Here is a 23,093-nt window from a genome sequence, read left to right as displayed (position 1 = left end):
CGCAGACGACGCGGAGTGGGCCGAGCGGCATGGATGCCGCGAGAGCGCCGCTAGGACATGGATGTCCGTTCGGCGCGGGCCCACGGAGCGTCGTCGGAGAGAGGGAACCCTGACGAAGGAAGGGCCCAACCGAGAGCAAGCACCCTTGGTTACTTGGGGTGCTTTTCCAAGTAACTCGCCGAAGGCGAAACCCTCTGCCGTTAGGCAGAGCTGTGGCGTTCTGCCACATCGGATCAAACGCGCCTCATTGACCTGGATCAATCCCGCAGGAAACGTCTGTAGGAAAAATACCTCGCACCCCGACGAGTCCTCAACATGCCCGGTCCTTTCGACTTCCTCAAACACCCCCTGGCCAGAGACATCAGCCTGATCCTCCTGATCAAACTCGTCCTGCTCATGGGCATCCGCAGCGTCTGGTTCGACGCCCCGGTCGAAGTCAAGGACGACGGCGTGCAAGCCGGCCTGCACCTACTGAGCACCCCACCCGCACCCTCTGAGAAAAACCCAAAATGATATCGGAATCAGTCGTCGACCTCTCCCGGCTGCAGTTCGCGATGACCGCGCTGTACCACTTCCTCTTCGTCCCCCTGACCCTCGGCATGACCTTCCTGCTCGCCATCATGGAATCGGTCTACGTCATGACCGGCAAGCAAGTCTACAAAGACATGACAAAGTTCTGGGGCAAGCTGTTCGGCATCAACTTCGCCCTCGGCGTCACCACCGGCCTGACCATGGAATTCCAGTTCGGCACCAACTGGGCCTACTACAGCCACTACGTCGGCGACATCTTCGGCGCGCCGCTTGCCATCGAAGGGATGATGGCGTTCTTCCTCGAATCAACCTTCATCGGCCTGTTCTTCTTCGGCTGGGACCGCCTGACCCGCGTCCAGCACCTTACCGTCACCTGGCTGGTGGCGATCGGCTCCAACCTGTCAGCGCTGTGGATCCTCATCGCCAACGGCTGGATGCAGAACCCGGTCGGCGCCGAGTTCAACTTCACCACCATGCGCATGGAACTCACCAGCTTCAGCGACCTGCTGTTCAACCCCGTCGCCCAGGTCAAGTTCGTCCACACCGTGGCGTCCGGCTATGTCACCGGGGCGATCTTCGTCCTGGCGATTTCCAGCTGGTATTTGCTCAAGGGCCGCGACATCGCCTTCGCCCGGCGTTCGTTCGCCATCGCCTCGGCATTCGGCATGGCCTCGATCCTGTCGGTGATCGTGCTGGGTGACGAATCCGGCTACGAGATCGGCGACGTGCAGAAAACCAAGCTGGCCGCCATCGAAGCCGAATGGGAGACCGAACCGGCCCCGGCGGCCTTCACCTTGTTCGGCCTGCCCAATCAGGCCGAGCAGCGCACCGATTATGCGGTCAAGATTCCCTACGTGATGGGCCTCATCGCCACCCGCTCGGTGGATAAACAGGTCACCGGGATCAAGGACCTGGTCCGCGAACACGAAGGTCGCATCCGCAACGGCATGACCGCCTACGACCTGCTCGGCCAGCTGCGCGGGGGCGACAAGAGCGAGCAGACCCTCGACGCCTTTAATGCAGTGAAGAAGGACCTCGGCTATGGCCTGCTGCTGAAGAAGTACACCGACAAGGTGGTCGACGCCAACGAGCAGCAGATCAAACAGGCTGCGCTGGATTCGATCCCCCAGGTGGCGTCGATCTTCTGGACCTTCCGCGTGATGGTGCTGAGCGGGATGCTCATGCTGCTGTTGTTTGCCTGTGCCTTCTGGGCCTCGGCGCGCAAGAACGAAACCCGCAAGCGCTGGCTGCTCAAATGGGCGGTGTTCAGCCTGCCGCTGCCGTGGATTGCCACCCAGACCGGCTGGTGGGTCGCCGAGCACGGCCGTCAGCCCTGGTCCATCGGCGAAGTGCTGCCCGTGCACCTGTCGGCCTCGACCCTGTCGGCGGGGGATGTCCTCGGTTCGATTGTGGCGCTGGTGGGCTTCTACACCGTCCTGCTGATCATCGAGATGTACCTGATGATCAAGTTCGCCCGACTCGGCCCGAGCAGCCTGCACACCGGTCGCTACCACTTCGAGCAAGGCGCGCCCGGCAACGCTGCCCACGCCAAACACCCGGCCCTGGCCTGAGGAATCCCCGATGTTCGATTACGAGACACTGAAAATGATCTGGTGGGTGCTGGTCGGCGTATTGCTGATCGGCTTCGCCCTCACCGATGGCTTCGACTTGGGCGCGGCGATGCTGATGCCCTACGTCGGGCGTAGCGACACCGAGCGGCGCGTGGTCATCAACACCATCGCGCCCCACTGGGACGGCAATCAGGTCTGGCTGATCACCGCCGGTGGCGCGTTGTTCGCGGCGTGGCCACTGGTGTATGCGGCGGCGTTCTCGGGTTTGTACTGGGCGCTGTTGCTGGTGCTGTTCGCGTTGTTCGTGCGCCCGGTGGGCTTCGACTACCGCAGCAAACTGGAAAACACCCGTTGGCGGCAGAGCTGGGACTGGGGCCTGTTTGTCGGTGGCGTGGTGCCGTCCCTGGTCTTCGGCGTGGCGTTCGGCAACCTGTTGCTGGGCGTGCCGTTTCAGTTCGACGACACCCTGCGCTCCAGCTATCAGGGCAACTTCTGGCAACTGCTGAGCCCGTTCGGCCTGCTCGCTGGCGTGGTCAGCCTGAGCATGCTCGGCCTGCACGGCGGCAGCTGGCTGATGATGCGCACCGAAGGCGTCATTGCCCGACGCTCACGCCGGGCAGCGCAGTGGCTGTCGCTGCTGTTTCTGCTGTCGTTCATCGGCGCCGGCGTGTGGCTGTTGCTCGGCGGCATTCAGGGCCTGGCGATCACCTCGGCGTTCGAGGCCGGGGCGGCGCTGAACCCGCTGGCGAAAACCGTGACAGCCAGCAACCACGGCTGGATGGCGAATTATCAGCAGCACCCGCTGACGGTCATCGCGCCATTGCTCGGAATTTTCGGTGGCTTGCTGGCCTTGCTCGGCGCCAGTGCGGGGCAGGGCAGAACGGCGTTCCTCGGCAGCAGCCTGGCGATCGTCGGCGCGCTGTGCACCGCCGGTTTTGCGTTGTTCCCATTCGTCATGCCCTCGAGCCTGGACCCGGCGTCGAGCCTGACCGTGTGGGACGCCGTTTCCAGCCATAAAACCCTGATGATCATGCTGATCGCGGCGTCGATTTTCGTGCCGTTGATCCTCTGCTACACGCTGTGGTGCTACGCCAAGATGTGGGGCAAGGTCACCACCGCGCACATCGACCACAACGCCCACGGCCTGTACTGAGCCACGTTTTAGAGGAGAGACAATCATGTGGTATTTCGCCTGGATTCTCGGCGTGTTGCTGGCTTGCAGCTTCGGCATCATCAATGCGCTGTGGCTGGAGTCGTCCGACGCCGCGGCGCTGGAGAGCGGCCGTGACCGCTGAAGCGCTCAACGCGCCCTTCAGACACGCCATCGGCCGGGCGCTGTCCCTGCTGATGGCCGTGCCGCTGAGCCTGGTGCTGCTGATTCACCCGGCGTCGATGCTCGATGCCAACGGCCATTACTCCCACAGCCTGCTGATGCTGATCATGTGGGGCGTGGCCGGGGGATTCGTCCACGGCGTCGGTTTCGAGCCGCGGGCGATGGCCTGGCGGGTGGTGTTTCACCCGCTGCTGGCCTGGGCGCTGATGGCCGTCGGCTATGGGATGTGGCTGACCGCGCGGCAGTGGCTTTAAGCCGTTTACGCAGTAGCAGCCCTGGTCGACTTCACGGGCGGCACGATGGACAGCGCGATCAACGCCGCAATGGCGCACAGCAGGCCGGAAATGAAAAACGCCGGCAGGTAGGTGGCGAAATGCGTGCGTGTCCAGCCGGCGCCGAAGGCGGCAAACGCGGCGCCCAGCTGATGGCCGGCGAACACCCAGCCAAACACGATATTGGCGCGCTCGGCGCCAAATCGCTGGGCGGTCAGCTTGACCGTCGGCGGCACTGTGGCGATCCAGTCCAGTCCGTACAACAAGGCAAACACCGACAGCCCGAACACGGTGAAATCCAGAAACGGCAGCAGCACCAGCGACACGCCGCGAAAGCCGTAGTACCAGAACAGCAGCCAGCGATTGTCGAAACGGTCCGACAGCCAGCCGGAACCGATGGTGCCGAAGAAGTCGAAAATCCCCATCACCGCGAGCATTCCGGCCGCCGTGGTCGCGGCCAGGCCGTAATCGCCGCACAGACTGATGAAGTGGGTCTGGATCAGGCCGTTGGTGCTGGCGCCGCAGATAAAGAACGTCATGAACAGCACCCAGAACGTCCAGGTTTTCGACACGTCGCGCAGCACTCGCAGCGGGGTGATCAACAGCTGAACGAAGGTCTGGGTGCTCGCGGCTACGGGCTGAATGTCCTGCTCGCCGTAGAGCGGCAATTGCAGATCGGCAGGGCGGTTGCGCATCAATGCCAGCACCGCGACGCCGGCAATGACGATGGCCGTGCAAATGCATGCCAGCGCCGTGCGCCAGCCGAAATGCTCGGTCATGTTCGCCAGCAGCGGCATGAACACCAGTTGGCCCGTGGCAGAACTCGCCGACAGCAAGCCCATTGCCAGCCCGCGATGTTTTGAGAACCAGCGCGTCGCGACGGTGGCGCCGAGTACCATCGCCGTCAGCCCTGTGCCGAAGCCAACCACCACGCCCCATAGCAGCACCAACTGCCAGAACTGCGTCATGAACAGCGACAAGACCATGCCGCTGGCGACCAGCGTCAGCGCGGTCAGCACCACCTTGCGCACGCCGAAGTGATTCATGAACGCGGCGGCAAACGGGCCGACCAGACCGAACAGGGCAAAGCGAATCGCCAGCGCCGAAGAAATCTCGGCGGTGTCCCAGCCGAACTCCGCTTGCAGCGGCCGGATGAACACACCCGGCGCGCCTACGGCGCCGGCCATGACCAGCATGGTAAGGAAGGTGACCGCCAGGATCACCCAGCTGTAGTGAATGCGACGGCGCGACAGCGAAGCCGCCAGAACGGACGAAACCATGGAAATTCACCAGAGAGCAGAGCAGTTGAATGATGGCTGTACTTCAATATGAACGCTCAGCCATCGGGCCTCCGTCAAGGGGCTATTTCTGAATGTTGCAGATAGGGCAGGCGCGAGCCGTGTGAGCGGCTCAAACAGCGGGATTCGACGCCCGGCATTTCACCTCGTGAAACAGTGGATTGCTTTTTCTGGTCATTCTCCAATCCAGCGGTCAGGCCCACTATTCATTCCACCAGCGCGGCCCACCATTGCGGCACCGCCGCCCCACGCTGAGTCGATTCACTTGCCCAGGAGCCCACCCCATGACCGCCATCACGCTCTATCACTTCCCGTTGTCCGGCCACTCCCACCGCGCCGAGCTGATGCTGTCGCTGCTGGGCCTTGATCCGGAGATCCAGTTTGTTGATCTGGCCAAAGGCGAGCAGAAAAAGCCGGAATTCCTCGCCATCAACGCCTTCGGCCAGGTGCCGGTGATTGACGACAACGGCGTCATCGTCGCCGATTCAACGGCGATCCTGGTGTACCTGGCGAAGAAGTACGACCCGTCAGGGCGCTGGCTGCCGAATGATCCCGAGGGCGCGGCGCAGGTGCAGCGCTGGTTGTCTGCCGCCTCCGGCGCGATTTATCTGGGCCCGGCGCGGGCGCGGCTGATCACGGTGTTCGGCGCGGGCTTCGATCCGAAAGACACGATCCAGCGGGCCCACGACGCGCTCCGTGCCATCGATCAGCACCTGAACGGCCGCGAATTTCTCGCCACCGATCACGCCACCATTGCCGACGTCGCCGCCTACAGCTACATCGCCCACGCGCCGGAAGGCAACGTCTCGCTCGACGAATACGTCAACGTGCAGGCATGGCTGGCGCGCATCGAGAACCTGCCGGGCTTCACGCCCATGCCACGCACGGCGGCAGGGCTGGTCAACTAATCATCCGGGAGTCCAGGGAGTTCGCGCCATGAACGAGATTCGCACTGAAATACCATCGCCATGGCATTCCGGCGAGCGCGCTCTGCAGGCCAAAGTCGGCGTTGCAGAGCGGATGGAAACCTTGGGCAAGCGCGTCATTCGTGACTACATGCCCGATCAGCACCGTGAGTTTTACGAGCCCCTGCCGTACCTGATCCTTGGCGCCGTGGACGCTGAGGGCTGGCCGTGGGCGACCCTGCTGGACGCCCAGTCGGGGTTTATCCAGTCACCCGACGCCAGGCAGCTGCACATCGCCCGACGACCCGACGCCGAAGACCCGGCCGGCGCCGAGTTTGCACCGGGCGCGGCGGTGGGCATGCTCGGCATCGACCTGCACACCCGCCGTCGCAACCGCATCAATGGCCACATCAGCGATGTGTGGGAAAACGGTTTTTCCGTGAGCGTCGAGCACTCGTATGGCAATTGCCCGCAGTACATTCAGCTGCGGGCACTCAAGCAGGTGCCGCTCAAAGCTGAGGCGGAGCGTTCCCCGGTGCAGCGATTGGCCGCGCTGGATGATGCCGCCATCGCCACCATTCGTGGCGCCGACACCTTCTTCGTCGCCAGCTATGTCGACCTTGAAGGCGCCCAGCCCCATCGTTCGGTGGACGTGTCCCACCGTGGCGGCCAGGCCGGGTTCGTGCGCGTAGAGGGCGATGTGCTGACCATCCCGGATTTCGCCGGCAACCTGTTTTTCAATACGCTCGGCAATTTCCAGGTCAATCCAAGGGCCGGTCTGCTGTTCGTTGATTTCCAGACCGGCGAGCTGTTGCAGGTGGCAGGCACTGTAAGGCTGATCCTCGACGGGCCGGAAATCGCGGCGTTCCAGGGCGCCGAGCGGCTCTGGCAGGTGCGGGTGGAACAGGTGGTGCGTCGTCCGGCGGCGTTGCGCTCGCGCTGGGAATTCCAGGGCTGGTCGCCGAACAGCCTGATGACCGGCGACTGGCAGCAGACCGCCGCCCGCTTGCAGGCCGACGCCTTGCGCGATCAATGGCGACCCCTGCGGGTGACGCGGATCGAGGACGAAAGCGACGGTATTCGTTCGTTCTATTTCGAGCCTGCCGACGGCGCCGGGTTACCCGCGTTCAAGGCCGGTCAACACCTGCCGCTGCGCCTCTCCCTGGACGGCCGCACGCCGCCGCTGATTCGTACCTACAGCCTGTCCAGCGCGCCGTCCGATGGATTCTTCCGCATCAGCGTCAAGCGCGACGGCTTGGCCTCGGCGTACCTGCATGACCACGTCAGCGTTGGCGATCTGCTCCAGGCGCGGTCACCCCAGGGCAGTTTTGTGGTGGATGCGCAGGAGCGTCGGCCGCTGGTGCTGCTGGGGGCGGGCATCGGCGTCACGCCCATGCTGTCGATGCTGCGAGAAGTCATCTACGAAGGCAAACGGGTGCGGGGAGGGCGGGCGACCTGGTTCATCCAGAGTGCCCGTCGTCTGGCCGACCTGGCGTTTCGCGAAGAAGTGGACACACTCATTGCAAAGGCTGGCGACCAGCTGACAGCGATCCGCGTGCTGAGCCAGCCGGAAACGTCGGCGCGGGTGGGTGAAGACTTCCACCTGACCGGCCGCATTGACCTCGATCTGCTCAAGGCGCTGCTGCCGTTCAACGATTTTGATTTCTATGTGTGTGGGCCGGCGGCATTTACCCAAGAGATCTACGACGGCCTGCGCGGCATGCACATTCGCGATGAGCGCATTCATGCCGAGACCTTCGGCCCGTCCAGCCTCAAGCGCAGCGGTGATTCACAGGGGGTTGCCTTCGAGCAACCGCCCGCCGCCACCGAAGCAGTGCCGGTGGTGTTCGAACGCTCCGCCAAGGAAGCGCGTTGGCAACCCGCCGCTGGCAGTCTGCTGGAACTGGCCGAGAGCCGAGGACTGAGCCCGGAATTCAGCTGTCGCGGCGGATCCTGTGGCACCTGCAAGACCCGGCTCATCAGTGGCCAGGTGCATTACCCGGTCCCGCCCGCCGAAAGGCCGGCGCCGGACCACGTGCTGATCTGCTGCGCAGTCCCGGCTTCAGGGCCGTTGGTGCTCGATCTGTAACCATCCATGCGTGTGCGGGAGAGACGGCGATGAACCCATGGCCAGCGTTCGAGAAAGAGGAAACCCCGATGCCTTATCAGGCCACCGAGCAGGAGATCTCCTGGTTGTTGCCGCAGTCACTGGCGTCTCTGGCCGGCGAGCTTGCGGCGAGCCACGAGCCCGTCGACACGCCGGCGACCCTGCGGCTGTTCATGTGGGTGCGGTCGATCCCGGCCTTCAAACGATCGCACTGAAGGCAACGCGGGAAGGGCGATGAGGGCGCGGGCCGATGATTGTGCGTGTGTAGCGGCTTATGGTTGAAATGTCCCGGCGTCTGGCCGGATGATGTGCGCCGGTTTGCCCACCGTTCGCAGCGGCTCACCGGCGGCTCGTCCCATTGGGGTGAGTGCCATGATCCGTGCGGCGCTCGTTGCCCTTCACAAGGACGTTCATCTTGATCACCCGCAGAACCCTCATCGGCGCGTCGTTGCTGGCTGTGCCCACGTTGTTGAGTCTTCCTTCATTCGCTTTCGAGCGGCGCTCGGAGCCTTCTTCTGATCGAGTCATCCAGCAGCAACTGGCCGACCTTGAACGTCGTTACGGCGGCCGGCTGGGGGTTGCCATTCTGGACACGGCGAGCCAGCGCCTGATCAGCCATCGTGGCGATGAACGCTTTGCCCTGTGCAGCACCTTCAAATGCCTGGCCGCCGCCCATGTGCTGGCGCGGGTTGATCGAAAGCAGGAGGACCTGTCGCGGCGCATCGTCTATTCCGCCGAGCAACTGGTGCCGTATTCACCGACCACCGAGCTGCACGTGGGCGGGCAGGGGCTGAGCGTCGGTTCGCTGTGCGAGGCGGCGATGACACTGAGCGATAACACCGCCGCCAACCTGCTGCTCGACAGCATGGGCGGTCCCGAAGGTCTGACGGCCTGGCTGCGCTCGATCGGTGACACGCAAACGCACCTCGACCGGCGCGAGCCCGAGCTGAATGAAAACCGGCCGGGTGACCCGCGCGACACCACCACGCCCGTCGCCATGCTGCAGACCCTGAAGACGCTGGTGCTGGGTGAAAAACTGACACTGGCCTCGCGCGATCAATTGACGGCCTGGCTGGTGAACAATCAGACCGGCGACAAAAAGCTGCGCGCCGGCGTCCCTGCCCGTTGGCGTGTGGGCGACAAGACCGGTTCAGGTGCCAACAACGCCAGCAACGACGTTGCGGTGATCTGGCCCGGCGAACGGCCGCCTGTTCTGGTGACGGCGTATTACACCGGATCGAAAGCCAGCGGTGATCAGATCAACGCACTGATGGCCGATATCGGGCGACTTGCCGCTGGGGTGTAGGGCGAGCGTCGAGGTGTATCGAGGCGAGTCGTAAAATCTCGATACACATTGCCCTCGATGGATCGGTTGCGCCGTACGGCCGGAGAACTCCGCCAACGTCTCACACAGCCCTGTGCCGCCCCAGACGCCGCTCAATTGCCACAAATCTGATGCCTTGATGCCGATATGTGGCGCATTGATATTAAATTCCCTTCAGCTAGACAACCTCAGCCTTAGCCAACAAAACCGGGCACTTCAGCTTTACACGCTGTAGGAAATGGCTGACAGACGCCTCCGGTTTGGCGCGTGGTCTCAAGACTGTCATCAAACAGAAATGTTTCCAGTTTTAAATCTGCCTCGGGTCTTCAACTGTGACCACACACACAAAATTCTCTTGTTGAGGTATTGCCGTGATTCTGCTGACTAAAAAACGCCTGTCGCTTCTGATGGCTTCGATGTGCCTGTCGGGTATGGCACACGCCGTTGATGTGACCGGCGCTGGTTCGAGTTTCGTATTCCCGGTTATCTCCCAGTGGTCGCAGGACTACAGCAAAACTGCTGACAATCGCGTGAACTATCAGTCGATCGGTTCGGGCGGCGGTATCGCCCAGATCAAGGCTGCCACCGTAGACTTCGGCGCGTCCGACGCCCCGATGTCCGCTGAAGACCTCAAGGCCGGCGGCCTGGGTCAATTCCCAAGCGTCATCGGCGGTATCGTTCCAGTCGTCAACCTCGAAGGCGTCAAAGCCAACGACGTGAAATTGAGCGGCCAGGTTCTGGCTGACATCTTCCAGGGCAAAATCACCAAGTGGAACGACCCTGCAATCGTCAAACTGAACGATGGCGTGAAACTGCCTGATACCAACATCACTGTCGTTCACCGTTCGGACGGCTCGGGCACTTCCTTCAACTTCACCAGCTACCTGACCAAAGTCAGCGACGCATGGAAATCCGGTCCAGGCACTGGATCCGCTGTTCAATGGCCTGTGGGCGTGGGCGGCAAGGGTAACGAAGGTGTGGCGGCTTACGTAAAACAGATCAAGGGCTCGATCGGTTACGTTGAATACTCCTACGCCACCAAGAGCGACATCGCTTTCACTCAACTGCAGAACTCTGCTGGCGAGTTCATCAAGCCTGACGCCAAAGCTTTCGCCGCAGCGGCTGATACGGCTGATTGGGCCAACGCCAAAGACTTCAACCTGATCATGACCAACGCGCCGGGCAAGACGGCATGGCCGATCACCGCGACCACCTGGATCATCATGTACAAGCAGCCGAAGAACGCCGAGAAGAGCAAGGCGGCATTCGACTTCTTCAAATGGTCCCTGGAAAAAGGCCAGAGCGCCGCTGAAAAACTGGAATACGTACCTCTGCCTGCATCGCTGGTCAGCAAGATCGAAGACTACTGGAAAACCGAGTTCACCAAGTAACTCGACGTAATCCGGCTAACCCCTGTCACCGAGCGCTCGGTGGCAGGGTTTCCTTGCGAGTGGACCTACCATGAATGAGAACACCCAATACATGTCCGCTGTGATTCCGGATGCACTATCCGAGAGCGAAAAACGCGCGGCCCGCGATCACCGACACGACGCCTGGTTTCGGCGCACGATGCTGGGAGCGGCTCTGTTGGTGCTGCTGTTGCTGGCGAGTATCGCCGGCTCGACACTCTGGGGCGGTGCCCTGGCGTTCAAGACCTTTGGCTTCGAATTTCTTACCAGTACCGAATGGGATGTGGTCAACGGCAAGTTCGGCGCGCTGGTGCCGATCTACGGCACGCTGGTCACCTCCTTTCTCGCGCTGCTGATCGCCGTTCCGGTGAGCTTCGGCATCGCGGTTTTTCTGACTGAAGTCGCACCGCCCTGGTTGCGCATGCCCATCGCTTCGGCGGTGGAACTGCTCGCGGGCATTCCTTCGATCATCTACGGCATGTGGGGCCTGTTCGTGTTCGGCCCGTTCATGGCGCAATACATGGCCCCGTGGATCAACGACAACCTCGGCGCGCTGCCGCTGATCGGCCCGGTGTTCCAGGGCCCGCCACTGGGCATCGGCATGCTCACCGCCGGCATCGTGCTGGCGATCATGATTATCCCGTTCATCACCTCGGTCATGACCGAAGTGTTCCGCAGCGTGCCCATCGCGTTGAAAGAGTCGGCTTACGCACTGGGGGGCACGACCTGGGAAGTGGTCTGGGACATCGTCCTGCCTTACACCCGCTCTGCGGTGGTCGGCGGGGTGTTCCTGGGCCTGGGCCGTGCGCTCGGCGAAACCATGGCGGTGACCTTCGTGTTGGGCAACGCCCACCAGTTCTCCGCATCGCTGATGATGCCGAGCAGCTCGATTGCTTCTGTGATTGCCAACGAGTTCAGCGAGGCCTACACCGACCTGCACCGTTCTGCGCTGATCGCCCTGGGCTTCCTGCTGTTCGTGGTTACCTTCATCGTGCTGGCGATTGCCCGTCTGATGCTCTCTCGTCTGTCGCGCAAGGAGGGTCTATGAGTAAGGCCGATAACGAAAACCTGTACCGCGCCCGCGCGATCAAGAACAGGATCGCGATGGTCCTGAGCTGCGCCGCGACGGCCTTCGGCCTGTTGTGGCTGGTGTGGATTCTGCTGACCACGATCGTCAACGGGTTCGAAGCGCTGAACCTGCGTCTGTTCACTGAAATGACCCCGCCACCGGGCTCATCGGGCGGTCTGGCCAACGCCTTTTACGGCAGCATCCTGATGTCCGGCATCGGCCTGCTGATCGGCACGCCGATCGGTTTGATGGCCGGTATCTGGCTGGCAGAGTTTGCACGCAACACCAAGCTGGGCAATGCGGTGCGCTTTATCAACGACATTCTGCTGTCGGCGCCGTCGATCGTGCTCGGTCTGTTCGTGTACACCGCGGTGATCCTGCCCCTCAGCGCCGTGACCAACCATCAGGTCGGTTTCTCGGCCATCGCCGGCGCCTTGGCCCTGGCGCTGCTGGTGATCCCGGTGGTGGTGCGGACTACCGACGAAATGCTCCAGCTGCAACCCTCGACCATGCGCGAAGCCGCGCTGGCGCTGGGTGTGCCTCAGTGGAAGCTGACGCTGCAGATCGTCCTGCGTGCGGCCAAGGCCGGCGTCGTGACCGGCATCCTGCTGGCGCTGGCGCGCATCACCGGCGAAACCGCGCCGCTGCTGTTCACCGCCTTTGGTAACCAGTTCTGGAGCAGTGACCTGCTCAAACCGATCGCAAGCGTGCCTGTGGTGATTTTCCAGTACGCGATGAGCCCGTTCGATGACTGGCATTCCCTGGCCTGGGCCGGCGCTTTGATTATGACCATGTTTGTACTGGTACTGAGCCTCAGTTCCCGTCTTCTCCTTTTGCGCAATAGGGCGTCCTGATGAACAACCTTTCCCTCGCCGACGAAAAAACCAAAATCCAGGTACGCGGTCTCGATTTCTACTACGGCGCTCAGCGTTCGCTGAAGTCGGTCGACATGATCATCCCCGAGAAGCGCATCACCGCGATCATCGGCCCGTCTGGCTGCGGCAAGTCCACGCTGCTGCGCGTGTTCAACCGCATTTACTCGATGTACCCGAAACAGGAAGCCAAAGGCGAAGTGATGCTCAACGGGGAGAATATACTCGCCCCGGGTTACTCGATGAACCGCCTGCGCAGCAACGTCGGCATGGTGTTCCAGAAGCCGGTGCCGTTCCCGATGTCGATCTACGACAACATCGCCTACGCGGTGCGTCACCACGAAAAACTCTCCCGTCGCGAGATGGAAGAACGCGTCGAGCAGGCCCTGCGCGGCGCGGCGTTGTGGGATGAAGTCAAAGACAAGCTCAAGCAGAGCGCCCAGAGCCTGTCCGGTGGTCAGCAACAGCGTCTGTGCATCGCCCGCACCATCGCGTTGCGCCCGCAAGTGCTGCTGCTGGATGAGCCGACTTCAGCCCTCGACCCGATCTCCACCGGTCGCATCGAGCAACTGATCACAGAGCTCAAAGAGCAGTTCACCGTGATCATCGTTACCCACAACATGCAACAGGCCGCGCGCTGCTCGGACTACACCGCGTTCATGTTCATGGGCGAACTGATCGAACACGGCGACACCGACACCATCTTCACCAAGCCGTCCAAGACCCAGACCGAGGATTACATCACCGGTCGTTTCGGCTGAGTGGAAATATCGCTGGCGCTGCAGGAGGTCTTAGTGGGACTGGCTTTAGCCGGGAACGCATCAGGGGCTACACCGCAAATTTGATAGCGTCCAAACCGGCCTCTTCCCGGCTGAAGCCGGTCCTACTATGGGAAAGCGTCGAGCATTACGGCGCGGCGCTCGAAGCGCCGGCATCCCCCATGAACGCCTCCAGCCGCTTGCGCAGCCAGCGTTCGGCGGGGTCGGTGTCCATGACGCTGAGCCAGACCATCGACAGCTCCAGATTCGGCGTCACGAACGGCAGCGGTTCGCCGCGCAGACCGGTTCGGGCCATGGCCCGGGTCAGGTGATCCGGCAAATTGCACAGCAGATCCGTCCCCTCCATCAACGCCGGCAACGTGCTGTATTGCGGCACCGACAGCACGGCGGTGCGCTTGCGCCCGATCGCGGCGAGCCACTCATCCGCAAAGCTCGAAATGTTCGCCACGTGGGAAACCACGACGTGGGGCCGGGTGCAGTATTCATCCAGGGTGATCGGCTCAGGCGACGAATCGGCCCGCACCACCATCGGCTGCACGCTGCGCAGCAGTTTCCGCTTGGCGTTGGCCGGCAGCTCACGGGTCAGGCAAACGCCAACGGTGATGTCGCCGGACATGAGCAATTCCGAGACATTCCAGAAATTGACCTGCTTGATCACCAGCACGATGCCCGGCGCTTCTTCACGGATGGCGCGCAGCATCGGCGGCAGCAGGCTGTATTCGACGTCGTCGGAGAGGCCGATGCGGAAGGTCATGTCACTGCTGGCCGGGTCGAATTCCCGCGTGAGGCTCAGGGCGACGGACATCGCGTCCAGCGCCGGCGACAGGTGACTGATGATCTCGTTGGCCCGCGCGGTGGGTTCCATGCGGTGACCGACGCGAATGAACAGCGGATCGTTGAACAGCGCACGCAGGCGGTTGAGGGCGGCACTGATGGTGGGTTGGCCGAGGAACAGCTTCTCGGCGGCGCGGGTCACGTTACGCTCTTGCATCAAGGTCTCGAACACCACCATCAGGTTGATGTCGGCCTTGCGCAGCTCATTGCGATTCATACATCGTCCCCGTTACCCGACATTCGTCACCCTTCTGTAGAGGTCTGCGACAGATGGACGCAGTTTATGGAGCACGGTCGTTCGGCGTCCAGCCTTCTTGGCTGAAGCCAGTCACGCCAACTGAGTGCGCCGCCTTTTCAACCATCCCCGGCCGCGTCGGCGTTGCGCTGGTTTTGCTTTTTACGCTCGGCATCGGGCGGGCGCACCATCTGCACGGTGATGCTTTGATCCTCGCCCGCGTACATGACCGCGCTGATGCCGCCGCTCTCATAACTGGCGACGGTGGCGACATTCAGCAGCAGCAACGTGCTGCCGACGCCGGTATCGCCGATCTGCAGCCCAAGGTCATACAGGTCGGCGGAATGCCGAGCATCAAGGCCCTGACCCGTCCGGCCCAACTCGGCCAGCACTTGCATGAGCATTGTCCTTAATCCGGGGTGCTGGCGGCTGTCGTAGAAGATCCTCACCGGGCGCTCGTCCACGGGCAACGAATTCAGCGCATGAATCCAGCCGTCCTCCAACATCCGGAGGTTTTGCGCCGTGGCCGCAGCGCCCGCGGCTGCGCGCGTAGCCACCTTGATCGGCCGATGCAGATAACTCAGCACCGGAGCGGCCTTGTACGCCTCTAGCTGGAACCGTGCCCAGCGCACCGGCAGCCACAGACTGGATTCAAAATAACGGCCGTCGTCTTCATAGGTTTTCAAGAAATCGCGCAGGTGCGCGTGCCAATAGTCGGTCGGCATCGTCCTCGGGATGATCGCGGCCGGCTCGCCCGCAGCCGTTCGACGCTGCTGATACTCCGCCGCATAGGCCTTGTCGGTCTGCCAGAAAAACGTCCACAGCCTGCCCGGCGCGGTACGCATGAATGCCTCGCCGGTGGGTGTAGCCACGGTGCTCCGCTCCAATCCTGACACGCGGTTGCTCAGCAACAGCGCGGCGGTGTTGGCGGTGGGGGAATTGTCGGTTTCGGCCGAGCCGCCTTCCTCGTCGCTGACCAGCAGGGCCTGCGGCAGCCTGCGATGCTCCTCCATGAACGCAAACAGGTGCTCGATCATGGCCTGGGTTTTGTCACCCCGCTCGGCGAACTGCGCCACGAACTGGCTCTGCCCGAGAACGGCGGCGTTGCGGCCTTCGTTGATCATCCATGCGGCGCTGACCTGTTCGTCGGCCAGGCGCAGTGAGCCGACCACGAACGTCGGGATCGGCCAGAACGTTACCGTATGGGCGGCGGACCCACGGAATGCAGCGCGACGAAGCGGGAAGAGCCAGTCTCGGATGGTGTAGTCATGGCGCGACGAAGTGGGCGCGAAGGAGACTGTCTGCTCGCCATTGCTTAGCGAGGCCCAGATCTGCTTCAGCGTAATGCCATGCATGCCCAAGCCGGTACCTTGAATCTCAAGGGCCCAGGTCAGTCGCGCTTCCTCGTAAAGCCATCGGCGCTGGGCGTCGAATTCTGCTTCGCAGCGACGCTCGCACAGCATGAACTTGATCAAGCTATGGGCCAAGAAGAGGAAGGCAAGCGCGAAGGCGATCCCGACACAGCCGTTCCAGACTAAATGTTGCATGTCCGCTACGGGCAATCCGTTGGCAGCCACACTGCGTGCCACTGCAAAGAGAAAAGCGAGCCACAGGCCGATCAGCAACGCCAGCACACGAAGATAGCCTCGAGGCCATAGGAACTCAGGCTGGTTGATCACGCGCCGGGTCTTGATCGCCGGGCGTCCATCTAGAGTGTCTTGAGCATCCATCACCACATGTCCTTCTCTGGCTGGCGGAACAGCAGCACGGCGGTGACGCTGCCATCGGTCATCAGCTCCAGACGGGCGTCGTCACTGGCCAGTCGATATGTGGTCACGCCGCGCAACGCCTGGGCAAAGCGGTCACCGACGTGATCGAAGCGCGGGTTGTGACAGCGTGAGCCGGTGAGGGTGATGTCCTCCACAAACAGCCGCTCGCCCTCGACACGGTAGCGGCCGTCGACTTGCTGGCAGCCGGCGAAACCGATCAGCGTCTGGTCCTCGGCCTTGAAGATCACGAACCCCACATGGCTCTCCTGTGGGATATCGGTGAGTGCATAGGGCGTTCCGCCCAGGTCCAGTTGGGTGAGTTTCCAGACCGTGGTTTGCAAGGGTCTGGATTTATCCGGCGCCGGTTCCGGCTGCCTTTCGCAGCCCGCCATGCCGCCCATCAATGCAGCAAGCACGAAGGGCAGGCCGTAGAACAGTCCTTTAGGGTTCATGCGCTTCTCCTGAGGTCAACGATGGATCGCCTTGGTTTTGGAGCCGGTAGGGCGTAAGGCGCGTAGTGCACCCGTGCGCCGGCGAACACCTGTCGCAGGCGCAGGTAACTCCAGTCTTCGCGGCGGCCGGAATAGCGGTTGAGAAGGTCACGGCTGTCGTTCACGCCGTCCAAGCTCGTGCCGGGGTTGGCATCGCTGAAGATGGCCGGGTGGCCGGCGCGGTGCAGGCGCAACATCTCGCGGCCCGGTCCACTCAAGGGGTCGCGTGGGGGCACGGTCGGGACCACGGATTTGCCCTTCAGTACGGCGCGCTCATCGGCTTTTTGCTGGGCGCGCCACGCAGTCAGCGCCTGCTGGTACTCGTGGTCCTGACGTTCCAGGGACTCGTGCAACACCCGGCGTTCATCGTCGGTTTGCGGATCGGTGAGCACGAAATGCGCGCGGGAGTCATGCACGTACTGCTCAAGAAACAGGCCGACCTCGGGGTGCAGGGCAGGGGCGTGACGCCATTCCAGGTGAAAGCCTTTTTCCAGGGGCGACGCCAGGCTGTACTGCAGCTTTTCGAGGTATTTTTGCCGCTGGGTGTCGTCGCTGAACGCCTGGATACGCTGATGCAACTGCCGATTGGCCTCGATCATGTCCACCCGCTCCTGATCGCCACTGGCGCGCACGAATGAGAGCTGACTGAAGTGCTCGTCGGCGAGGACCTGCTTGCGCCAGCCCAGGTACAGCTTGCGGTGGGCGAGGAAATGGGTGGTCACGGGCGCACCGGCTTGCAGGGCGGTGAGTTGCGACATGTAGGTGTCGAAGCTGTCCTGGAGTTCGGGGGAGATGGCGAGGTCGTTGACCAACTGCTCACGCGTAATCTCCTCCAGTCTCAGCATCGGCACGCCGGCTTTACAGGCTCGGCGGTACATGTCGTTGAGCGGAATTTGCGACAGCTTGTCAGCGGTAGTTTGGCGCACACTGCCGTCGGCGTTTTGAGTGCCTTTGCCCTGATCTCTGAGACCGTAGCCTCCGCCGACATCGGCATGCATGCCGGGATAAACGATCTCCAGGCAATTGGGCGTGTAGGTATCACCGGCGCGAATCAGGTCCACCGGGAAGGAGGCCCGGTTTTCATGGGCGGCCACGATGTGCACGCATTGCTCGACACAAGGCGGGATGGTCAGCAGCGACTGATCGCCCCAATACTGATGGCCGTCAACTGGCAGCGGGTAGGCGTCGGCAAGACCCACCGAGGCCACGGTGTCGAACAGCCCCATGAAACGCACGCGCAGCGGGATGCCGCAAAAGGTGCTGTCGTTGTTCCCGAAGTGTTTAAGCAGTTGATTGAGGAAAGAGCGCGCGGCGGTAGCGCCCCGTGAGAACCCGAACAGGTCGAGCGTGATCTCGTCTATCTTCGGGCCGCCGACGCGGGGGATCAGCATCGCTGTGATCTGGTCGCGCCATCGGGGGATCAGGTTGTCGTTTTTGACGGCGTGGGTGATGGACTGGGGATTTTCGTCGACTAAAAAGCGTCCGTATGCGGTGTCGGCAACACGGTTGGCTATAAACAGCATCGCGTAGCGAATACGGTGGTCGCCCATTGCTCCTTCTCTAGCGCCATCCGGATGCGGCTCGGATTCACCTATCTCAGAAAAGCGTGTTCCAACGCCCTGAATATAAAGTCGATATACGCACTCCAGTTCATTGTTCACAGCTAGATCGTGCAGCCTTGCTATGTTGCTATGAGAATTATGTGGTTTATCCTCGTCTTTACTGTTGCGCGTCCCATCAAAATAAACCGAAAAACTCATTTTTAAACGACAGGGAAATTGCTCTGTAGGAGCAAAGAGTTTCGGCAAGATGAAATGTGAGTTCGGCGCATCGGAGGGCCGCCAGCTAAGGTTGCTCATTTTGTGATTCCTTTCGTTTGTGAAAATTCTTTTTTGGATAACTCGGGCCGGGGTAATCAGGATGTCGAGGCGTTAACATACTGGGGATAATCAATACATCATCGTTCTCCATAATATGCAGGTGACTGCCACCAGCGTGATCGTATGGATGAACTAAAATGTCTCTTTCTTTCCACTGACAGTTTTTCCCGTAGGGTTGGCAGCGCCTCCACTTCACTTGCACACTCAGTCCCGGGTGCCACGGAGCTGGTAGACTAAGAGCGCCTGCTACCGTGCTCCCACCGGTTCCAGCCGCACCGACACCACGACCGTTCAGAAATACTGGCCGAACAAACGTATCGCTCATGTCATGGTCCATGGGAATCACACTGCTCCCGAAATATAGTTTCTTAACAACAGGCTCAGGTTGCGGGTACTTTGTATAGTTAATAACTGCAATCAATGTCGCAGTTGCTCCCCAAAATATGCCGAGATTGATTTGTTTCATGGCTAATATCTATTACTCCAGATACAACACCTCCTCGTACTCAGCGTTGAGATAGCTGAGGTAAGCCTTCCTAAATTATTCATTCGGGGATTCCTTTCTCTTGCGGAAGTTTTTCTTGGGATAGTTAGGGCCAGGGTAGTTCTGATGCCTAGGGCCTAGCATCGTCGGAATTATAAGAGCTTCATCGTTTTCTAATATGTGCAACCAAGCACCTGCTGTTGAGGAATAGGGATGAACTAGCACATCCTTCTCGGTCCAACGACATGCCTCCGAATCGGGCACCGGGTTATTCCGATCAAATCGATCACACCGCCTCCACTTAACCCGAACCGTCAAACCCGGATGCCATGGCGCCGGCAGACTAAGCGCCCCTAAAGAAGTGCCGCCGCCTCTTCCTGCCGCACCAACTCCCGACCCATTAACAAATACCGGACGCACAAACGTATCGCTCATGTCGTGATCCATCGGCGTCACGCTGCTGCCGAAATACCGCGTCGTCGACACAGGCTCCGAAGGCGGCATTAAACCCCACCGAGCCACCCCGATCAGCACCACCGTCACACCCCCAAACACCCCCAACGGCACGCGCTTCACAGCGTCACCTTCTCTGGCCCCATGTCCTGCCCAAGCGCCTCGGCCAGTGCATTGCCGGTCAATCGCAACTCCACCGCGGTCAACCCCGCACATCGCTGCGCCGCTGTAGCGCCGGTGCGCAACGCCCACACCACAAACTGGCCAAGGTCGTTTTCAACCGCATAACCCGCAGCGGCCGCTTGGGTCAGCACAGCCTGCACCGTGGCATGGCGGGTTTCGCGACAGCCCATGATCGAGGCGTGCAGAGCAACCGTGGTCTTGAGCTCATGGATCAGCCGGTCCGCCGCTGTCGCCAGGCGCAAGCGTTGCTGCTGCGCGTCATCCAGCGCCGTCGACACTGGCGTCAACATTTCCATCTTGTCCGGCAGGGCGAGCAGCCGACCCATGCCGTTGCGGTCGGCGTAACACCAGGCCTGCCACGGCTGACAAAACGCGGTGCGCTGGCTGTGGCCCCACACGCTCATCAATGCGGTCAGCGCTCGGCCATCCGCCAGCCGTTGCCAGGTTCTGGCGGTCGGGTCCGGGACGCGCATCCAGTGCAGCAAATGCTCGCGCACCGCGTCCATCGGCAGGGCGCTCGCCAGCCAGTTGACCCCGCGCGCGCAGCCATCGATGCCCAGCGTTGCGGCACGCTCCGGGGTCATCAACCAGGGCCCGAGGGCTTGGGCCGCCCTGGAATAGTCGGCGAACAGCGACACCGCGCCGTCAGGGTCCCGCGCCAGTCGTTCGCCGAGCCGTTGCTGCATGGCCCCGTCGAGCAAGATCACGCTGCTCAGCGCTTTGGCCTCGACCAGAGCGGTATAGGATTTCGGCAGCGCGTTCACAGGGTCACCTCGGCGGCGCCGTTCAGTGCGGCCTTGAGCAGGCACTTCAGGCAGATCGGATCGCCGGGTGGGGGCATCGTCACCGAGACCCGATCGGTTTTCGGGCCCGTCCAGTGATAGGCGCTGGCATGGGTTAACACCTTGGCCTGGGTGCCCATCTCGATGCCGCCGCCGATCTTGATGTAGCTGCCGTCGTCGGCGACAAACCGCAGGCTGGGGGCGCTGATCACCACTTCGCCCTGCTGCGCGCAGATCTGCAGGTTTTGCTGCGCGGTCAGTGCGATGTCGGCGTTTTGCGCCTGAACCCGCACCGCGCCGCGATTGGCGATGGCGCTGATGCCCTGATCCTCGGCAAACAGCGCGATGCCTTGCCCGGCATTGAGGCGCGTCGCCTGGCCACTGGTGACCTGCACATGGCGGCGGGCGAGGGTGTCGTGGTTTTCCCCGGCGACCTGCAGGTGGGAGGCGGGGGTTGCGCTGACCGTCCCGGCGACAGCGGCAATCGCCAATACAGGATCGCCGGACTGGGCGCTCCCCGGTTCCGGCCACTGTCGCAGCGATTGCTGCAGGCTTTCAAAGCCTTGTTCGTCCATGGGCTGGCTGCCCTGAGCGCCTGCCGTTTGCCCGAGCGCCTTGAACAGTTCCCCGCATTCCGTCAGCAAGCCGAGCAGCTCGCGCCGATCCAGTTGTGCGCCGTTGGCTTGGGAGCGCGCGTAGGTCGTCAGCAACATGCCTTGGGCGGCGCGCAGGGCGATGGCGGCGTCGGTGCGCAATTCCGCGCCGTCGCCACGGGGTCTGGCGCTGCCCCGCACACGCGGGGTGGTCAGTTTGCCCAGGTTCAGCGCCGTAGCCTGATGAGTGCTGGCCAGCCGCGTGCGCAGTTCGCCGCAGGTGTCGTCGAACAGCAGTTCGTTATAACCCCGGCCGCTGTGCTCACGACTCTTGATGCCCGACAGCGCCTTGTTACCGGGCAGGCCGGCTTCGCCGCTGAAATAGGGTTGGGCGTGGCTGCCGTTGTACATCACACCGGTGACGACGGGCCGGTCTACGTCACCGGCAACGTGTTGCACCAGCACTTCCTGACCGATGCGCGGCACGAACTGATGGCCGAAACCCGTGCCGGCGCTGGGCATCGCGACGCGCAGCCAGGCCGTGTCTTCGGCATCCTCGCGCGGGGCCTTGTCCCGGGTTTCGGCATGCCGCTGCCAATGGAAGCGCACGCGAACCCGCCCCAGTTCGTCGGTGAACACTTCATCGCTCTTTGGCCCGACCACCACGGCGGTCAAAGGCCCGGAAATCACGGGTCGCGGCACCGTCAGCATCGGGCGAAAGGGGATCGTGCGGCGAATGCAGCTGAAGGTGTTGCTGTACTCGGCGGGTCGGGTTGACAGGTAATTGTTGCGGCCCTGGTGTTCGACGCTGAGCAACAGGAAGCAGCGGTCCTCCCGAGCGCCCAGGTCATGATCGAAATGCTGAGTAAGCTCGAAGGTGAAGCCCGCGCGCAAACTGCGGCAGTTGCTGGCGCCGGTGAAGCCTTTACCCTTGCCCTCATGGGCTTCGATGCGCCGGCGCAGCAGCGTTTCGCCCGCCACGTAATCACGATGGGAATAGGGTTGCGTGCGGCCGTAGATCTCCAGGGGCGGGACATCACCCTGCCGATTGAGGCTGACCATGCTCACCGGCATTGCATTGGCGGGCTGTTTGTAATCGTTGGTCTGCAGGCTGATACGGGTGGATTGCAGCTGCCGATGGGCGCTCCACTGGGTGATGGCGTCTTCGGGTTCGGTGACGGACGCGCGGTGGTAGCGGATGCGCGGCTGCTCCGGCAATTCGGCCAGTTCCCATGAGCGGTCGGTGACTACCAGCCTGTGGCCATCGGCGTCGTGCTCGAAGTGGAACAGCAGCCCTTCGTGCTCAAGCAAGCGCAGGACGAAATCGAGATCGCTTTCGAAATACTGGGTGATATAGCTGTGCGGCTGCAGCTCATCGAACAGGCGAAGTTCGAAGCGTGCCACCGAGCCGTAAGCGGCGAACACAGCGCGGAGAATGTCCTCGACGGTCTTCTCCTGAAAGATCCGCGAGTCCTGACGCTGACTCAGCAGCCATAGCCACGGGCCCAACGTCGCCGAGTAGCGGCACAGCCCGCCGTCACTGCTGATCATGCTGGAGCGGCTGATACAGCCGTCGATGAAGCGCACACCGCCGTCCGCGAGCTCGATCTTCACCTGCGCGGGCGTGCCGATCAGCGACTTCAGCTCAATGTGGGCATCCTGGGCGAGCAGTTCCAGCTCGTAGGTAAACAGCTCCGACAGCGCTTCTCGGCCCGTGAACGAATCGAGGAGCAATTCCTGCGCGCCGTGAAGCACGGTTTTGAAGGTGATCAGGCGGCGGTTCTGCGGTGAAAAGATATCGGGCAGTTCCTTGAGCATGCGGTCTCCTGCGCCCGGGCATCCGATCGATGGGTCGGTGGCCGGGCGATATCGGGTTCATTGCGTCCATTCAGGGCGTTGCGGGGTGAAAGGTGTCGGGC

22 protein-coding genes are annotated in these 23,093 nt (G+C 62.1%); 13 read left to right on the top strand and 9 right to left on the bottom strand.

The window, feature by feature from the left end; all coding sequences use genetic code 11:
• The first annotated feature begins 315 nt into the window (after nucleotides 1-315).
• The 5 genes from cydP to QMX88_RS17365 are packed head-to-tail and all read left to right on the top strand — an operon-like array spanning nucleotide 316 to nucleotide 3,689.
• Nucleotides 316-513, top strand: coding sequence for a cytochrome oxidase putative small subunit CydP (gene cydP, locus QMX88_RS17385; protein WP_282371491.1), 198 nt, complete (start codon nucleotides 316-318; stop codon nucleotides 511-513).
• On the top strand, nucleotides 510-2,102 hold the full coding sequence (locus QMX88_RS17380; RefSeq protein WP_282371489.1) for a cytochrome ubiquinol oxidase subunit I: 1,593 nt from the start codon (nucleotides 510-512) through the stop codon (nucleotides 2,100-2,102). Before cydP ends, QMX88_RS17380 begins: the two co-directional genes overlap by 4 nt.
• 10 nt (nucleotides 2,103-2,112) lie before the next feature.
• A complete protein-coding gene (cydB, locus tag QMX88_RS17375; RefSeq protein ID WP_282371487.1) occupies nucleotides 2,113-3,255 on the top strand; it encodes a cytochrome d ubiquinol oxidase subunit II in 1,143 nt (380 codons plus the stop codon).
• A 25-nt stretch (nucleotides 3,256-3,280) separates the two neighbouring features.
• A complete protein-coding gene (cydX, locus tag QMX88_RS17370; RefSeq protein WP_065988546.1) occupies nucleotides 3,281-3,397 on the top strand; it encodes a cytochrome bd-I oxidase subunit CydX in 117 nt (38 codons plus the stop codon).
• On the top strand, nucleotides 3,387-3,689 hold the full coding sequence (locus QMX88_RS17365) for a cyd operon YbgE family protein (protein ID WP_282371479.1): 303 nt from the start codon (nucleotides 3,387-3,389) through the stop codon (nucleotides 3,687-3,689). The genes cydX and QMX88_RS17365 overlap by 11 nt, the downstream gene beginning before the upstream one ends.
• Nucleotides 3,690-3,694: 5 nt before the next feature.
• On the opposite strand, the gene QMX88_RS17360 is transcribed toward QMX88_RS17365, so the two are convergent.
• Nucleotides 3,695-4,987: an MFS transporter gene (locus tag QMX88_RS17360; protein WP_282371477.1), complete on the bottom strand. Its 1,293-nt coding sequence runs from the start codon at nucleotides 4,985-4,987 to the stop codon at nucleotides 3,695-3,697.
• Nucleotides 4,988-5,289: 302 nt separating this feature from the next.
• Here QMX88_RS17360 and QMX88_RS17355 point away from each other — a divergent pair, with 302 nt between their 5' ends.
• The 8 genes from QMX88_RS17355 to pstB all read left to right on the top strand — a co-directional run bounded on the left by QMX88_RS17355 (nucleotide 5,290) and on the right by pstB (nucleotide 13,452).
• A complete protein-coding gene (locus QMX88_RS17355; RefSeq protein WP_282371475.1) occupies nucleotides 5,290-5,913 on the top strand; it encodes a glutathione S-transferase family protein in 624 nt (207 codons plus the stop codon).
• A gap of 28 nt (nucleotides 5,914-5,941) precedes the next feature.
• A complete protein-coding gene (locus QMX88_RS17350; protein ID WP_282371473.1) occupies nucleotides 5,942-7,999 on the top strand; it encodes a 2Fe-2S iron-sulfur cluster-binding protein in 2,058 nt (685 codons plus the stop codon).
• A gap of 29 nt (nucleotides 8,000-8,028) precedes the next feature.
• On the top strand, nucleotides 8,029-8,232 hold the full coding sequence (locus QMX88_RS17345; protein WP_192172403.1) for a hypothetical protein: 204 nt from the start codon (nucleotides 8,029-8,031) through the stop codon (nucleotides 8,230-8,232).
• Nucleotides 8,233-8,432: 200 nt separating this feature from the next.
• Nucleotides 8,433-9,323 carry a class A beta-lactamase gene (bla, locus tag QMX88_RS17340; RefSeq protein ID WP_282371471.1) on the top strand — a complete coding sequence of 297 codons (891 nt, stop codon included), beginning with the start codon at nucleotides 8,433-8,435 and terminating at the stop codon, nucleotides 9,321-9,323.
• 389 nt (nucleotides 9,324-9,712) lie between these two features.
• Complete coding sequence (pstS, locus tag QMX88_RS17335) at nucleotides 9,713-10,732, top strand: phosphate ABC transporter substrate-binding protein PstS (RefSeq protein WP_282371469.1); 1,020 nt, start codon at nucleotides 9,713-9,715, stop codon at nucleotides 10,730-10,732.
• A gap of 70 nt (nucleotides 10,733-10,802) precedes the next feature.
• The gene (gene pstC / locus QMX88_RS17330; protein WP_192172406.1) at nucleotides 10,803-11,798 is read left to right on the top strand and encodes a phosphate ABC transporter permease subunit PstC; all 996 of its coding nucleotides are present in this window, start codon (nucleotides 10,803-10,805) and stop codon (nucleotides 11,796-11,798) included.
• Nucleotides 11,795-12,673 carry a phosphate ABC transporter permease PstA gene (pstA, locus tag QMX88_RS17325; RefSeq protein WP_192172407.1) on the top strand — a complete coding sequence of 293 codons (879 nt, stop codon included), beginning with the start codon at nucleotides 11,795-11,797 and terminating at the stop codon, nucleotides 12,671-12,673. Before pstC ends, pstA begins: the two co-directional genes overlap by 4 nt.
• On the top strand, nucleotides 12,673-13,452 hold the full coding sequence (pstB, locus tag QMX88_RS17320) for a phosphate ABC transporter ATP-binding protein PstB (protein ID WP_122623165.1): 780 nt from the start codon (nucleotides 12,673-12,675) through the stop codon (nucleotides 13,450-13,452). The genes pstA and pstB overlap by 1 nt, the downstream gene beginning before the upstream one ends.
• Before the next feature lie 145 nt (nucleotides 13,453-13,597).
• Here pstB and QMX88_RS17315 read toward each other — a convergent pair whose 3' ends face one another.
• From QMX88_RS17315 to QMX88_RS17285, 8 genes are all read right to left on the bottom strand, one after another.
• On the bottom strand, nucleotides 13,598-14,521 hold the full coding sequence (locus QMX88_RS17315) for a LysR family transcriptional regulator (RefSeq protein ID WP_192172408.1): 924 nt from the start codon (nucleotides 14,519-14,521) through the stop codon (nucleotides 13,598-13,600).
• 137 nt (nucleotides 14,522-14,658) lie between these two features.
• Nucleotides 14,659-16,269, bottom strand: coding sequence for a type VI lipase adapter Tla3 domain-containing protein (locus QMX88_RS17310; RefSeq protein WP_282371460.1), 1,611 nt, complete (start codon nucleotides 16,267-16,269; stop codon nucleotides 14,659-14,661).
• Nucleotides 16,269-16,760: an META domain-containing protein gene (locus QMX88_RS17305; RefSeq protein WP_282371458.1), complete on the bottom strand. Its 492-nt coding sequence runs from the start codon at nucleotides 16,758-16,760 to the stop codon at nucleotides 16,269-16,271. The genes QMX88_RS17310 and QMX88_RS17305 overlap by 1 nt, the downstream gene beginning before the upstream one ends.
• Nucleotides 16,757-18,658, bottom strand: a complete 1,902-nt coding sequence (locus QMX88_RS17300) for a T6SS phospholipase effector Tle1-like catalytic domain-containing protein (protein WP_282371456.1) — start codon at nucleotides 18,656-18,658, stop codon at nucleotides 16,757-16,759. Before QMX88_RS17300 ends, QMX88_RS17305 begins: the two co-directional genes overlap by 4 nt.
• Nucleotides 18,645-19,145 (bottom strand): DUF3304 domain-containing protein, encoded by a 501-nt coding sequence (locus QMX88_RS17295; protein ID WP_282371454.1) that lies wholly within the window; start codon nucleotides 19,143-19,145, stop codon nucleotides 18,645-18,647. Before QMX88_RS17295 ends, QMX88_RS17300 begins: the two co-directional genes overlap by 14 nt.
• Before the next feature lie 75 nt (nucleotides 19,146-19,220).
• Nucleotides 19,221-19,598, bottom strand: a complete 378-nt coding sequence (locus QMX88_RS29750) for a DUF3304 domain-containing protein (RefSeq protein ID WP_442969469.1) — start codon at nucleotides 19,596-19,598, stop codon at nucleotides 19,221-19,223.
• A gap of 137 nt (nucleotides 19,599-19,735) precedes the next feature.
• Nucleotides 19,736-20,563: a DUF4123 domain-containing protein gene (locus tag QMX88_RS17290; RefSeq protein WP_282371452.1), complete on the bottom strand. Its 828-nt coding sequence runs from the start codon at nucleotides 20,561-20,563 to the stop codon at nucleotides 19,736-19,738.
• Nucleotides 20,560-22,992 carry a type VI secretion system Vgr family protein gene (locus QMX88_RS17285; RefSeq protein ID WP_282371450.1) on the bottom strand — a complete coding sequence of 811 codons (2,433 nt, stop codon included), beginning with the start codon at nucleotides 22,990-22,992 and terminating at the stop codon, nucleotides 20,560-20,562. Before QMX88_RS17285 ends, QMX88_RS17290 begins: the two co-directional genes overlap by 4 nt.
• Between the last annotated feature and the right edge of the window lie 101 nt (nucleotides 22,993-23,093).

The organism is Pseudomonas sp. PS02290 (genome assembly GCF_029960075.1).
Lineage (GTDB): Bacteria > Pseudomonadota > Gammaproteobacteria > Pseudomonadales > Pseudomonadaceae > Aquipseudomonas.
Note: the sequence above shows the minus strand (reverse complement) of the source record. Positions and strands in the feature narration are given on the sequence as shown.